Source organism: Streptomyces sp. NPDC059008 (genome assembly GCF_042749045.1).
Taxonomy (GTDB): domain Bacteria; phylum Actinomycetota; class Actinomycetes; order Streptomycetales; family Streptomycetaceae; genus Streptomyces.
The window spans coordinates 24,095-38,305 of the sequence record NZ_JBHYJC010000009.1; the positions used below are offsets into that span (position 1 = coordinate 24,095).

Genomic DNA, 14,211 nt, shown 5'->3' on the forward strand with positions numbered 1-14,211 from the left:
CGGGGGCCCTCCGCGTCAGGCCTTTCGCCGCGCCCTTCAGGCCCCGAGGCGCGCCTTGTCGCCCATGACGACGACGGGCTGCCGCGCCGGGTCGAGGGCGCGCAGCAGCGTCTGCATCGCGGCCTTCGACACGCTGATGCATGCCGAGGTCCCGCTGCCGTGGTCCCCGTGCAGCCAGATCCCGCCCCCCTTGGTCTGCCCCTCGGGCCGGGTCGGGTCCAGCGGGGAGGTGCCCTTGACGCGGTTGTAGTTGATCGCGACGACGTAGTCGAAGTCGTGCCGGGTGCTCTTGTCCCAGTACGGCGGCGGGGTGAACGCCGGCGAGTGCGTATAGGGCAGCTTGGCGCCGGGGTCGGCCAGCACACCGCCCGCGTCGGTCAGCGTGAACACGCCCACGGGGCTGCGCTTGTCGCCTTCGTGGTGGTTCAGCGTCCAGCCGCGCCGGCCGTTGTGCGCCGCCCAACTCGCCTTGCGGTCCCACCCCCTGGCGTCCTTCTCGTAGAGGACGACGGTGGAGTCGGCGGAGTCGGCGCCCTCCCCGTAGACCGCGACGACCTGACGCGAGCCGGCGGGGATCCGCGACCGCAGGGCGCTGCCGACCCCGGGAATGGCCTTGAGATGGGTGGTGGCGGACGCCCCGCGGGCCGCGCCGCCCGGACGCTTCCCCTTCCCCGCGTCGTCCGTGCCGCCCGGGTGCCGGTCGCCCGGCCCACCGCCGCAGCCCGCCAGTAGGACCAGCCCCGCCGCGGCCACCGCCGCGCTCCTCACCGCACCGCCCGAAGTCCGCATGGCCCCATGGTCGCACCGCGAGCCTGACGACCGTTCAGTGCCCGTCCGCCGCGCACGGCTTCCCACACGATTGTCCGAATCATATGACCGCAGCGGAAAAACCGTTTGAAATCGGCACCCGCCGCGGGCCAACCTTCCAGAACCTCCGCCGACAGACGAGACGGGCGTGAGGGGCATTTCGCCTGCCGGAACGGCGCTCTGCCGACCCCCCACCACGACTTCGCCTGGGACATCATGCAGATTCGCGATCTTCCGCACCCCGACCCGGGCGTCCCGGACGTCCGTACGGGCGGCGCCTTCCTCTTGTGGCTCTACAAACAGCAGCTCGGCGGGCAGTTCAAGGCCCTCCTCTGGGGGCTGGTGAACTTCGGCGCCATCGCCTCGTTCCCCCTGCCGGTGGGCCTGGCCGTGCAGGCCGTCGTGGACCGCGACGGCGGCCGACTCGCCCTGGCCGGCGGCCTGGTCGTGGTGCTGGGCGCGCTGATCGCGCTCGGCAGCACGATGCTGCACCGCGCCGCCGTCACCAACTGGATCACCACCGTCGCCCGGATGCAGCAGCTGCTCGCCCGCAAGACCACGGAGCTGGGATCGGCCATGACCCGGCGGATGGCGGCCGGCGAGATCGTCGCCGTCAGCACCGGCGACCTGGAGAAGATCGGCTGGTTCGTCGAGGCGATCTCCCGGTTCGGCGCGGCGGCGGTGACCACGGTCGGCGTCTCGCTGGCCCTGGTCGTCAGCCAGCCGCAGCTCGGCTTGCTGGTGGCGCTCGGCGTCCCCGTACTGGCGCTGGCCGTACTCCCGCTGCTGCCGCCCGCCACCCGGCGTGCCGACGCACAGCGCGAGAAGGCCGGCCGGGCCACCGAGCTGGCCTCCGACACCGTCGCCGGACTGCGCGTACTGCGCGGCATCGGCGGCGAGGAGCTGTTCCTCGACCGCTACCGCAGCGCCTCCCAGGAGGTTCGCGAGGCCGCCGTCCGCAGCGCCCGGATGTGGTCGCTGATCTCGGCCGTCCAGGTGGTGCTGCCGGGGCTGCTGCTGATCGCGGTGGTCTGGTACGGCGCCCGACTCGCCCTCGACGGCACGGTCGCCGTGGGCGAACTGGTCACGATCTACAGCGCCGTCACCTTCCTGCTCTTCCCGCTGCGGCACTTCGAGGAGATCGCGCAGGCCTACTCCTTCGCCCGGCCGTCGGCGAAGCGTACGGCCCGCGTACTGGCACAGAGCCGGCCGGCCGGCGCCCGGACCGCCGGCCACGGGGCGACGCCCACCGGCGATCTGCACGACCCGATCAGCGGTCTGACCGCCCCGGCCGGCCGGCTGACCGCGGTCGTCTGCGGTGACCCCGACGCCGCGGGCCGGCTCGCCGAACGCCTCGGCGGCCATCCGCCGCAGACCGACGAGGACGGCGCCGACCGGGCGGACGGTAGTGCCCCGCGGTCCTCCGTCGTCCTCGGCGGCGCCCCGCTGGACGACCTGCCGCGCGACACCGCCCGCCGGGCCGTACTCGTCCAGGACAAGGACCCGATGCTGCTCTCCGGCACCCTCGGCGAGCTGCTCGACGTGCCGTCCTCCGGACAGGTACCGGCCGCCGAGGCGCTCGACGCGGCCCAGTGCGCCGACGTACTGACCGCCCTGGCGCAGGCGTCCGTCGACGACTCCGGCGATCCCCTGCGCACCCACATCACCGAACGCGGCAGATCGCTCTCCGGTGGCCAACGGCAGCGGCTGGCACTGGCCAGATCGCTGGTCACCGACCCGGAGGTGCTGGTGCTCGACGAGCCGACCAGCGCGGTCGACGCGCACACCGAGGCACGGATCGCCGACGGCCTGCGGAAGATCAGAGCGGGCCGCACCACCGTGGTCCTCACCTCCAGCCCGCTCCTGCTGGACCGGGCCGACCAGGTCGCCTTCCTCCACGAGGGCAAGGTCGTCGCCGAGGCCGCCCACCGCGAACTGCTGCACAGCCACCCCGCCTACCGGGCCGTCGTCACCCGCGAGACCGACACCGAGCCGGCGGTGCGGACCGGCCGAGTCGACCGGATCGACCAGGCCCACCACACCCACCGGATCGACCAGATCGAGGAGACCGCATGATCGGCCTGGCGCCGCCGGAGCACGATCCGGACGCCCCGCAGACGCTCACCACCCTGCCCGTCGGCTCGCCGGCGACCGTACGCGGCTACGTGCGCGGCCTGATCCGCCGTCACCGCCGGGAGTTCACGGTGCTGGTGGCCGTGAACGCCGCCGCGGTCATCGCCTCCATGGCCGGCCCGTATCTGCTCGGCGGTGTCGTCGAGAAGCTGGCCGCGGGCAGCCGGGACCTCCCACTCGGGCGCACCCTGGCACTGTTCGCCCTCGCCCTGGCCGCCCAGGCGGTCTTCGTGCGCATGGTGCGGCTGCGCGGCGCGATGCTGGGCGAACGCATGCTGGCGGACCTGCGCGAGGACTTCCTGGTACGGTCCGTGGCGCTGCCACCGGGCGTCCTGGAGCGGGCCGGGACCGGTGATCTGCTGTCGCGGATCACCACGGACATCGACCGGCTCTCCAGCGCGATGCGCGAGGCCGTACCGCAGCTGTCCATCGGTGTGGTGTGGGTGGGGCTGCTGCTCGGCGGGCTCACCGTCACCGCGCCGCCGCTCGCGCTGTCCGTACTCGTCGCGCTGCCGCCGCTGGTCCTCGGCTGCCGCTGGTACTTCAAGCGGGCGCCGGGCGCCTACCGTTCGGAGGCCGCCGGATACGCCGCGGTCTCCGCCGTACTCACCGAATCCGTCGACGCCGGCCGCACCATCGAAGCCCACCGCCTGGGCGAGCGCCGCATCGCCCTGTCGGAAGACCGCATCCGCTCCTGGACCCGATGGGAGCGCTACACGCTCTTCCTGCGCTCGGTGCTCTTCCCCGTCATCGACCTGACGCATGTGCTGCTCCTGGGCGCGGTGCTGCTGCTGGGCGGGGCCTTCGTCCTCCAGGGCTGGATGACCCCGGGGCAGCTGACGACGGGGGCGCTCCTCGCGCAGATGATGATCGAGCCGGTCGGCATGATCCTGCGCTGGTACGACGAGCTGCAGGTGGCCCAGGTGTCCATCGCCCGGCTCGTCGGCGTCCGCGAGATCGAACCGGAGGCGGCGGACACCGGGCGGTCCCCCGACGGCCGTGACGTCCACGCCGACGACGTGACCTTCGGCTACCGCGCCGGCGTCGACGTACTGCGGGAGGTGTCACTGCGGATCCGTCCGGGCAGCCGACTGGCGCTGGTCGGACCGTCCGGTGCCGGCAAATCGACACTGGGCCGACTCCTGGCCGGGATCTACGGCCCGCGCCGCGGCAGCGTCACGCTGGGCGGGGCGGAGCTCTCGGCGATGCCGGCCGAGCGGGTGCGCGAGCAGGTGGCCCTGGTCAATCAGGAGCACCATGTCTTCGTGGGCTCCCTGCGCGACAACCTCCAGCTGGCGCGTACGGGAGCGACCGACGCCGAACTCTGGGCGGCGCTCGGCGCGGTGGACGCGGCCGAATGGGCCCGGGCCCTGGACGACGGCCTCGACACGGAGGTCGGGTCGGGCGGCCACACCCTGACCCCCGCCCAGGCCCAGCAGATCGCCCTGGCCCGCCTGGTGCTCGCCGACCCGCACACCCTGGTCCTCGACGAGGCGACCTCGCTCCTCGACCCCCGGGCGGCGCGCCACCTCGAACGCTCCCTGGGCAGGGTGCTGGACGGCCGCACGGTGGTGGCCATCGCCCACCGCCTGCACACCGCCCACGACGCCGATGTGATCGCCGTCGTCGAGGACGGCCGGATCAGCGAACTGGGCAGCCACGAGGAACTGGTCGCGGCCGAGGGGGCGTACGCGGCGCTGTGGCGGTCCTGGCACGGGTGAGGCGACGGGCCGGACGCATCGGGCGGCGCGCATCGGGGCGGGGACCGGGGCGCGGCGCCGCGGCGCCAGAGGGAGCCGACGTCAGATATAGCCGAGCGCACCCAGGGCGCCGACCCCGCCCAGCACCATGAACACCGGCATCAGCACCTTCAGTTCCACCCAGCTGCCGGCCTTGAAGCGCATGGCCTTCGGCGGCCCGACCGGGTACCAGCGCTTGCGGCCTATCGGGATGGGCCACAGCACGGGGCACCCCGAGACGGTCAGCGCATCGCCGATGTCGTGGACCAGCGCGCCGAGCACGATGGGCAGGCCCAGCCAGAGGTACTGCTGCCCCGGTTCGGTGAACAGCCAGCTCGCGCCGTTGCCCGGCTGGTCGAGCACCCCGGCCAGGATCCAGGCCGAAGCGGCGCCCAGCAGCCACACCAGCACATCGCTGGAGACCCGGGCGGCCCGCCACAGCAGCCCCTCGATGGCCAGCACCATATGGACGAAGAGGATGCCGAGTACGGCCCAGCGGCCGCCCTGCATCGCCAGCAGCGACATCCCGCCGCCGACCAGCACGGCCCACACCCAGGTGTGGGTGAGCGTGCGGTGCCCCCCGTTGCGGTTGGAGTCGCCGCGCATCTTGGTCGCCTTGTAGACCGCGTGCGAGAGGGCGTCGACCACCTCGCACAGGATCCGCGACAGCGGCCCGAACGCCCGCGAGATGGTCGCGGACTTGTGGTCGAGGTCCGGGGCGAGCGCCGCTCCGGCGCATATCAGCGCTCCGCAGACGAGCACCGGCCAGGGCATCGGATGTTCGGTGGCCGCGGCCGCCGCGCCCACCCCCAGCCAGGCCGCAGCCCCGGACAGCGAGTGCGCCGGTCCCATCATGGTCGTTCCCACCCCTTGTTCTGCCGCGACGCGTGTCCTGTGCGTCGCGCGCTCGGTGACCGCGCCTCTGACGCCCGGTCGGCGACTCAGCGTAGCGTCAGATGATCTCCGTACGAGGACCGGGTGACCCGGCCCCCACCCCCGTTCGGGTGCCGTTGCCCGCCCGCCTCGACCCGGCCTCCCCCACCCGGTCGGGAGCTCCCCCGGGCACCCCGCCCGCCCCTCTTCGAGTGATCTCCACCACGTCCCGCCCCCGGCCCCGCACCGCGGGGACCAGCGGCAACGACAGCACGTCCACGGTCATGTACGGAATGTGAAGGCATTGCGTGGATGCCTTCGTGGGTGTCGCGGCCGCCGACGGCCCCAGCACCGCACAAAGAAGCCTCCCGCCCGCGCCGAGGCTCCCGTCCACTCCGGCTGCCAGGCACCCGGCAACAGCTCCCTCACCCACGTTTACGCAGGTCAGAGCGGGATCGGTGGCATTCTGGGGCGAGCCGGCCGACGGCTTGGGCACGAGAGCGCGGCCCCGGGACGGGCGGAGTACCGCCTCGGCGATCTTCGGCGGATCCCTCTTCCGGTCGCCGGTTCCCTGATCCGGGCCCGAGGCAGGCAGTATGGGGGCGTGACCCTCATCGATCATCTGCCGAACGACGCCGACCCCGATGCCCTCTTCGAAGCCTTTTCGGGCTGGGCCGAGCAGCAGGGCATCTCGCTCTACCCTGCCCAGGAGGAGGCGCTGATCGAGGTGGTGTCGGGAGCGAACGTCATCCTGTCCACCCCCACCGGCTCCGGCAAGAGCCTGGTGGCGGCCGGGGCGCACTTCACCGCTCTCGCCAACGACCAGGTCACCTTCTACACCGCGCCCATCAAGGCGCTGGTGTCGGAGAAGTTCTTCGATCTGTGCAAGCTGTTCGGCACCGAGAACGTCGGCATGCTCACCGGCGACGCATCGGTCAACGCCGACGCGCCGGTCATCTGCTGCACCGCCGAGGTCCTCGCCTCGATAGCGCTGCGGGACGGCAAGGACGCCGACATCGGCCAGGTCGTGATGGACGAGTTCCACTTCTACGCCGAGCCGGACCGTGGCTGGGCCTGGCAGATCCCCCTGCTGGAGCTGCCGCAGGCGCAGTTCATCCTGATGTCGGCGACGCTCGGCGACATGTCGCGCTTCGAGGAGGACCTGACCCGGCGCACGGGGAAGCCGACGGCGGTGGTGCGCTCGGCGACCCGGCCGGTGCCGCTGTCGTACGAGTACCGGGCCACGCCGCTGACCGAGACGCTGACCGAGCTGCTGGAGACCCGCCAGTCTCCCGTCTACATCGTGCACTTCACCCAGGCCGCCGCCGTGGAGCGGGCGCAGGCGCTGATGAGCATCAATATGTGCACGCGTGCCGAGAAGGACGAGATCGCCCAGCTCATCGGCAACTTCCGGTTCACCACCAAGTTCGGCCGGAACCTCTCGCGCTATGTCCGCCACGGCATCGGCGTGCACCACGCCGGCATGCTGCCGAAGTACCGCCGGCTTGTCGAGAAGCTCGCCCAGGCGGGCCTGTTGAAGGTGATCTGCGGTACGGACACGCTCGGCGTGGGCGTCAACGTCCCGATCCGCACGGTGCTGTTCACCGCGCTGACGAAGTACGACGGGTCGCGGGTGCGGACCCTGCGGGCGCGGGAGTTCCATCAGATCGCCGGCCGGGCCGGCCGGGCCGGTTTCGACACCGCGGGCTTCGTCGTCGCGCAGGCTCCCGAGCACGTCGTGGAGAACGAGAAGGCGCTGGCGAAGGCGGGCGACGATCCCAAGAAGCGCCGCAAGGTCGTACGCAAGAAGGCGCCGGAGGGCTTCGTCAACTGGGGTGAGAACACCTTCGAGAAGCTCATCGCCTCCGACCCCGAGCCGCTGACCTCCCGCTTCAGGGTGACGCACGCGATGCTGCTGTCGGTCATCGCCCGACCGGGCAACGCCTTCGACGCGATGCGGGGGCTCCTGGAGGACAATCACGAGCCGCGCAGGAACCAGCTCCGGCACATCCGGCGGGCCATCGCGATCTACCGGTCGCTGCTGGACGGCGGGATCGTCGAGCGGCTCCCCGAGCCGGACGCGGAGGGCCGGATCGTACGGCTGACCGTCGACCTCCAGCAGGACTTCGCGCTCAACCAGCCGCTGTCGACCTTCGCGCTGGCCGCGTTCGACCTGCTCGACCCCGAGTCGCCGTCCTATGCGCTGGACATGGTCTCGGTCGTGGAGTCCACGCTGGACGATCCGCGGCAGATCCTGGCCGCCCAGCAGAACAAGGCCCGGGGCGAGGCGGTGTCCCAGATGAAGGCCGACGGCGTCGAGTACGAAGAGCGCATGGAACGGCTCATGGACGTCGAGTACCCCAAGCCGCTGGAAGAGCTGCTCTTCCACGCCTACGGGCTGTACCGCAAGAGCCACCCCTGGGTCGGTGACCACCCGCTGTCGCCGAAGTCGGTCATCCGCGACATGTACGAACGCGCCATGACCTTCACGGAGTTCACGTCCTTCTACGAGCTGGCGCGTACCGAGGGCATCGTGCTGCGCTATCTGGCGAGCGCGTTCAAGGCGCTGGACCACACCGTGCCGGACGATCTGAAGTCCGAGGACTTCGAGGACATCATCGCCTGGCTCGGCGAGATGGTGCGGCAGGTCGACTCCAGCCTGCTCGACGAGTGGGAGCAGCTCGCCAACCCCGAGGTGGAGACCGCGGACCAGGCGCAGGAGCGAGCCGATCAGGTCCGCCCGGTCACGGCCAACGCGCGGGCGTTCCGGGTGCTGGTGCGCAACGCGATGTTCCGGCGGGTGGAGCTGGCGGCGCTGGACAAGGTCGAGGAGCTCGGCGAGATGGATGCCGAGTCCGGCTGGGACGCGGATGCCTGGGGCGACGCGATGGACGCCTACTGGGACGAGTACGAGGAGCTGGGCACGGGCCCGGACGCCCGCGGCCCGAAGCTGCTGCAGATCCAGGAGGATGCCGAGCACGGACTGTGGAAGGTGCGGCAGACTTTCGCCGACCCGAACGGTGATCACGACTGGGGCATCTCGGCGGAGGTGGATCTGGCCGCCTCCGACGAGGAGGGACGCGCGGTGGTGCGGGTCACGGATGTGGGTCAGTTGTAGGGCGGACACGCCCTGGGGCGACGGCTTCACCCGAGGCCGTCGAGGACGCGACGGAGGGCCACGGTCATGACCAATCCCGCCGAGAGGCTGGTCGATCTGCTGGATCTCGAACAGATCGAGGTGAACATCTTCCGGGGCCGCAGCCCGCAGGAGAGCCTCCAACGGGTCTTCGGCGGCCAGGTGGCGGGCCAGGCGCTGGTGGCCGCCGGGCGGACCACGGAGGGCGACCGCCCGGTCCACTCGCTCCACGCGTACTTCCTGCGGCCGGGCCGGCCGGGAGTGCCGATCGTGTACCAGGTCGAGCGGGTACGCGACGGGCGGTCCTTCACCACCCGCCGGGTCGTCGCCGTCCAGGAAGGGCGCACGATCTTCAATCTGACCGCCTCCTTCCACAAGCCGGAGCCCGGCTTCGACCATCAGTTGCCGATGCGCCGGGAGGTGCCCGGCCCGGAGCACCTGCCGACGGTCGCGGACGAGGTCCGCGAGCACCTGGGCGGCCTGCCCGAGGCGTTCGAGAGAATGGCGCGGCGGCAACCCTTCGACATCCGCTATGTCGACCGGCTGCGCTGGACGCCGGAGGAGATCAAGGGTGCGGAGCCGCGCAGCGCGGTGTGGATGCGCGCGGTCGGCCCCTTGGGTGACGATCCGCTCGTCCACACCTGCGCACTCACCTATGCCAGCGATATGACGCTGCTGGACGCCGTCCGCATCCCGGTCGAGCCGCTCTGGGGGCCGCGCGGCTTCGACATGGCCTCGCTGGACCACGCGATGTGGTTCCACCGTCCGTTCCGCGCGGACGAGTGGTTCCTCTACGACCAGGAGTCGCCGATCGCGACGGGCGGACGGGGCCTGGCCCGCGGCCGCATCTACGACCGCGAGGGCAGGCTTCTGGTCTCGGTGGTGCAGGAGGGGTTGTTCAGAGCCCTGTAGGACATGTCCGACCGTTCCGGGAAGGGCCCTTTCATCCGCTCTGGGGCGCAAGAGCGTCGAGGAGGGCTTGGTCCGTCGCCCGGGTGGCTGACCGCCCCGGCGCGCGGCGCGCGGCCCGGCTGCCTACGCTCGTCCCATGGACTTCAACATCACCGCGGCGGAGGAAGCGCTCGTACTCCATATCGCCGCCCTCGTCCGCGCCGACCGCTCCCCCACCGACGACGACCTGGCGGACGAGATGGGTGACGAGGTCCGGCCCCTCCTTCAGTCCCTCCTCGAGAAGGGCTGGCTGGTCGTCGACAGGGAGCGGGCGCTGACGCTGTCCACGATCGCGCGGGTTGCCGTGACGAACCGGCGGGATGTCGAGGGGCCACTGGCGTGACGGAGGCCTGCGCACTCTGCCCCGTCGACGTTTCCTTCACCGTCACCGTCACCGTCACCGTCGCTGTCGCCGCGATCGGCTGACAGATCGTTTCCTCACCACCCACAAGGAGGACCGTCGGCGTATCGGCACGCAGGTGGGGAAAGTTGTCGCCGGACATACCAACCACCTTGCACAAAGGGATAGTTAATGCGCCGAGTCGCCACTGTCATCCTCGGAACCATCGCGCTCTTCGGGGTCCTCGCCACCCCGGCCCAGGCAACCACCGGACCCGCCGCCGACCAGGCTTTCACCCTCGTCGGCCACGTGTGGGGCCTCGTCGCACCGGCGAGCGTCACCGAACACGCCGCGAACGCCGCCCTCGAAGCCAGTAAGTGACGACGAGGATCACCCCGTCCTCACGGCGGCTGACACCATGAGTTGATGCCGTCAGTCGACGCCATCAGTCGGCACCATCAGTTGATGCCATCAGTTGATCTGCTCGAAGGCGAGGGACCGCGAGGTTTGGGACCACGGGTGTGGACTCGGCCTCGCGGTTCCGCGCGATTGCGGTCGGTGCGGAGCGGACTCGATGTGTCAGCCGCTGCATTCCACCGCGCCCCTCGCCTACCGCCGTAGCTCGCCTACGGCCGTAGCGCGCCTACCGCCGTAGCTCGCCTACGGCCGTAGCGCGCCTACGGCCGTAGCGCGCCTTCGGCCGAAGCTCGTCTGCGGGCTCTATAGGCCGCGGCCTTGACGCGGTTGCCGCACTCGTCCATCCCGCACCACGTGCGCCGGGCACCACGCGAGCGGTCGAGATAGATACGAGTACAGCGAGCGCGACCGCACTCCTTGAGGCAGGCGTGCGGGTCGGCGAGCATCGCGATGCCGCTTCTGGCCACTTGGGAGAGTGCGGCGTTCAGGTCCCCCGACATCTCCAGCCCTGCGTCACTGAGCTTGATCGTGGGCACCGGCCCGGCGGCCGCTTCGTTGACGATCTCGAGGCCGCCCGGATCGAAGGGCCGATCGAGCACCCGGTCGAGCGCAAGCCGGTAGAGCGCTTCTCGCAGGGACAGCGCGGACTCGAAGGTGGCGAAGTCGGCGGTGGGCCGGCCAGGGAGCCCTTCGCATGCGGCCACCCACCGTTCCAGGTCCGCGGGTGCGGCCAGGGCGTCGACGGGCTCGTCTCGACGGGAGCGCACGGTGCCGGCCAGATCAAGGGCCGGGTTGCCGCTGACGAATGCGAAATCCACGTCACCATCTTGACCGGTGACGCACGGGATGGCAACGTCGTCACCGGTTGAGCCGGTGACGGCCAGTGCGAACGGGAGGAAGCGTGGTCGAGATCCGCGATATCGAGGCCGTCGTCTTCGACGTCCTCGGAACACTGGTCGACGAACCCGGCGGGCTTCGGGCGGCGATTCGCGAGGCCGTACCCGCCTCCGACGGTGCCTCCGTCGACGAGCTGCTCACCTTGTGGCAGCAGCATGTCGAGGTCGAGCAGCAACGCATGGTGCAAGGGCATCGCGCGTACGCCGACACCGAGATCATCGACGGGGAGGCCGCTCAACGCGTGGCCGACCGTGCCGGACTCACCGATCCGGCGGCCATCGCCCGGCTGGCCACGGCGAGTCGGCGACTGCCGCCCTGGAGCGACTCGGTCGCCGGTCTCGACCGGCTCGCGCGGCACTTCCCCGTGCTCGGCCTCTCCAACGCCAGCCACACCACCCTGCTGCGACTCAACGCCCATGCCGGGCTGCGCTGGCATCAAGCCTTGTCCAGCGAAGCCGTCCTGGCCTACAAGCCGGCACGGGAGGTCTACCAGCTCGCCATCGAAACGGCCGGATGCCCACCAGAAGGCATCCTCATGGTGGCCGCCCACGCCTGGGACCTGCGCGAAGCTCAGGCGAGGGGCATGCGGACCGCCTATGTCCGGCGACCGGCCGGGGACCCGCCGACGAGTTCCGACGTCTTCGACCGGCGGTTCGACGGACTCGACGAACTGGTCACCGCGCTGACGACGAAATAGCCCGGGCGATCCGTGCTCCGCCGAGCGGGCATACCGCGCTCACACCTGCCGCGTCGGCGGCGCCTCCTTTCCGTTTTCGGTGCCGGACCGGGCGAGTTACGCTCAAGGTAATTGGGGCCGACACGGCTGATCGTGGAGGTCGGCATGGATGTCACGGTGGGAACCTTCAACCTCAACAATCTGTTTTCACGGTTCAACTTCCAGGCCGAGATTGGACAGATCCAGCCGGTCGGACCCGACGGCGAGCTGACCTCAAAGTATGTGTTCGACGACCCCGAGAAAGTGCGGGTCCGCACCTACAAAGGCAAACTGGTCAAGGGCAAGGACCCCGCGGAGCAGACGCTGATCGCCGACCGGATCCAGGCGATGGACCTCGATGTGCTGGCCGTTCAGGAGGTCGAGGACATCGACACCCTGCGATACTTCGCCGCTCAACATCTCGGTAATGCCTACAGGTTTCTTTCGCTGATCGAGGGCAACGACCCCCGGCTGATCGACCTGGCCCTGCTCTCCAAATTCCCGGTGGGTGCGGTCACCTCATGGCAGCATGCCTCCCACCCCGAGGCGCCCGGCGAGCGAGTATTCAGCCGGGACTTGCTCGAAGTGGACATCCTGGATCCGCGCGATACCGATCGGCGTCTGCTGACGCTCTTCAACAACCACCTCAAGAGCCAGTTCGTCGAGCAGGGAGTGGACCCTGAGGAGGGCAAGGCCGCAGCCGATGCCCGCAGGCACCGGCAGGCGGAGTCGGTCGCCCGTATAGTCGCCGCACGTACCCGCCCCGACGGGCGTTTCCTCGTGCTGGGGGACATGAACGACTCCCCGGACGCGCCGACTCTCGCCCCGCTGGCCGCCTCTGCGCAGCTGAGCCTGACGGAGGCACTCGCGCATCCGGCAGGAGACCCGCCCACCCAAGGCCGACGATCCGCCGCCACCCGCTTCGGGGGCGTGGACCCATCGGTTCAAGGCGGCCGGGCAGAACGCCCGGTACGAGCTGTTCGACCAGATCTGGCTGAGTCAGAGCCTCACCGCGCAGCACAAGAGCTCGCATATCGACCGGCGCACCCGACACGGCGGTGACGGCTCCGATCACGACCCCGCCTGGGTGGTTCTCGATTTCTAGCCGCTGCCAGCCGCCTTTCTCGCTTCGGAGTGATGACCAATGCCACTGAAGAACTACGGAGTTCTGGCGTGCCGGGCCGTCGAGCGGCGCCGCGAAGGTGCCCCCGATGAGACCCCGCATTACCAGATACACCTCATCGACGACGCCGGCACCCATTACCGGGCCGCGATCAACGTCAAGTCCCAGCAGCGTCCGCCCGATCTGCTCTTCGTGACCGATGAGAACTTCCGCCATCCAGTGACCGGGCAGCTGCCCGCGGCCGGCAGCGGATGGAATCTCCTGGCGTCGCAGCCGGGCACGGCCAGCCTGGACTTCATCCGCGGCAATCTCTTCCCTCCGGACGCGGTACGGCCGCTACCGCCCGATCTGCCCGGCCTGGACAACGACTTGGCGGACATGCTGGACCATCACGTGGAACGAGCCATCGTCGACTCGAACACGGAGCTCTACCTCTTCGGAGAGCGCTACGGGCCCGAACCCAACGAACCTGACAAGGTGTTCGGCTTCCTGCCCGGCAACGGTGTCCACGACATTCACATGAACCAAGGCAGCAGTGGACAGTTCCGCTCCAGCAACGGAGTCTGGCAGGACGGCGGGCTGCTGCTGCACTTCCCCGCCGAAGCGCGCTGGGTCGCCGTCTTCCTGGCGTTCCAGTCCCAGACATGGCACACCGACGAGCGCACCGGCCACCCCCTCACCGCCGCACCGCCACGGCCCGTCACCCGTGACGCATCGGTACGCATCCTGGCCGCGCTGGTCAACCCCGCCGGGCCGGCACCCGAGCGCGAGACCGTCACGCTCCTCAACGCCTCGCCGGTCACCATCGACCTCGACGGCTGGCGCCTCGCCGACCAGCAGGACCACCTGCTGCCACTGCCGGCGCAGCCGCTCACCGCCGGCGCCACCCTCGCTGTCGCGGGTGGCAACGAATTCCAACTCGGCAACCACGGCGGGTCGATCACGCTCCTCGACCCTGCCGGGCTCAAGGTCGACGGCGTCTCGTACACCGAGGAACAGGCCCAGCGCGAGGGCTGGACCGTCTCCTTCTGACATCGGAAGGTGCGTTTCGCGTTTCGCTCGATGCGTCGTAGATGATCC

12 protein-coding genes are annotated in these 14,211 nt (G+C 70.5%); 9 read left to right on the forward strand and 3 right to left on the reverse strand.

Annotated elements, in window-relative coordinates; translation table 11 throughout:
* Nucleotides 1–36: 36 nt before the first annotated feature.
* The gene (locus tag ACFWZH_RS13940; protein ID WP_384429192.1) at nt 37–789 is read right to left on the reverse strand and encodes a L,D-transpeptidase family protein; all 753 of its coding nucleotides are present in this window, start codon (nt 787–789) and stop codon (nt 37–39) included.
* Nucleotides 790–1,023: 234 nt separating this feature from the next.
* Here ACFWZH_RS13940 and ACFWZH_RS13945 point away from each other — a divergent pair, with 234 nt between their 5' ends.
* Both ACFWZH_RS13945 and ACFWZH_RS13950 read left to right on the forward strand, forming a co-directional pair.
* Nucleotides 1,024–2,883 (forward strand): ABC transporter transmembrane domain-containing protein, encoded by a 1,860-nt coding sequence (locus ACFWZH_RS13945; protein WP_384429195.1) that lies wholly within the window; start codon nt 1,024–1,026, stop codon nt 2,881–2,883.
* A complete protein-coding gene (locus ACFWZH_RS13950) occupies nt 2,880–4,661 on the forward strand; it encodes an ABC transporter ATP-binding protein (protein WP_384429198.1) in 1,782 nt (593 codons plus the stop codon). Before ACFWZH_RS13945 ends, ACFWZH_RS13950 begins: the two co-directional genes overlap by 4 nt.
* Before the next feature lie 81 nt (nt 4,662–4,742).
* Here ACFWZH_RS13950 and ACFWZH_RS13955 read toward each other — a convergent pair whose 3' ends face one another.
* Nucleotides 4,743–5,534 carry a metal-dependent hydrolase gene (locus ACFWZH_RS13955; RefSeq protein WP_384429201.1) on the reverse strand — a complete coding sequence of 264 codons (792 nt, stop codon included), beginning with the start codon at nt 5,532–5,534 and terminating at the stop codon, nt 4,743–4,745.
* Between the two features lie 622 nt (nt 5,535–6,156).
* Between ACFWZH_RS13955 and ACFWZH_RS13960 the strand changes: the two genes are divergently transcribed.
* The 4 genes from ACFWZH_RS13960 (at nt 6,157) to ACFWZH_RS13975 (ending at nt 10,360) form a co-directional block, all read left to right on the forward strand.
* Nucleotides 6,157–8,670 (forward strand): DEAD/DEAH box helicase, encoded by a 2,514-nt coding sequence (locus tag ACFWZH_RS13960; RefSeq protein WP_384429204.1) that lies wholly within the window; start codon nt 6,157–6,159, stop codon nt 8,668–8,670.
* A 66-nt stretch (nt 8,671–8,736) separates the two neighbouring features.
* A complete protein-coding gene (locus ACFWZH_RS13965) occupies nt 8,737–9,600 on the forward strand; it encodes an acyl-CoA thioesterase (RefSeq protein ID WP_384429207.1) in 864 nt (287 codons plus the stop codon).
* Between the two features lie 136 nt (nt 9,601–9,736).
* Entirely contained in the window at nt 9,737–9,982 is a 246-nt protein-coding gene (locus ACFWZH_RS13970) for a hypothetical protein (protein WP_384429210.1), read from the forward strand.
* 189 nt (nt 9,983–10,171) lie between these two features.
* Nucleotides 10,172–10,360: a hypothetical protein gene (locus ACFWZH_RS13975; RefSeq protein ID WP_384429213.1), complete on the forward strand. Its 189-nt coding sequence runs from the start codon at nt 10,172–10,174 to the stop codon at nt 10,358–10,360.
* A gap of 296 nt (nt 10,361–10,656) precedes the next feature.
* Here the strand turns inward: ACFWZH_RS13975 and ACFWZH_RS13980 are convergent, their stop codons facing one another.
* The gene (locus ACFWZH_RS13980; protein WP_384429216.1) at nt 10,657–11,214 is read right to left on the reverse strand and encodes a CGNR zinc finger domain-containing protein; all 558 of its coding nucleotides are present in this window, start codon (nt 11,212–11,214) and stop codon (nt 10,657–10,659) included.
* An 83-nt stretch (nt 11,215–11,297) separates the two neighbouring features.
* Between ACFWZH_RS13980 and ACFWZH_RS13985 the strand changes: the two genes are divergently transcribed.
* The 3 genes from ACFWZH_RS13985 (at nt 11,298) to ACFWZH_RS13995 (ending at nt 14,163) form a co-directional block, all read left to right on the forward strand.
* On the forward strand, nt 11,298–11,990 hold the full coding sequence (locus ACFWZH_RS13985) for a haloacid dehalogenase type II (RefSeq protein ID WP_384429218.1): 693 nt from the start codon (nt 11,298–11,300) through the stop codon (nt 11,988–11,990).
* A gap of 144 nt (nt 11,991–12,134) precedes the next feature.
* A complete protein-coding gene (locus ACFWZH_RS13990; protein ID WP_384429221.1) occupies nt 12,135–13,070 on the forward strand; it encodes an endonuclease/exonuclease/phosphatase family protein in 936 nt (311 codons plus the stop codon).
* An 82-nt stretch (nt 13,071–13,152) separates the two neighbouring features.
* Nucleotides 13,153–14,163 carry a DUF2278 family protein gene (locus ACFWZH_RS13995; RefSeq protein ID WP_384429224.1) on the forward strand — a complete coding sequence of 337 codons (1,011 nt, stop codon included), beginning with the start codon at nt 13,153–13,155 and terminating at the stop codon, nt 14,161–14,163.
* Nucleotides 14,164–14,211 lie beyond the last annotated feature (48 nt).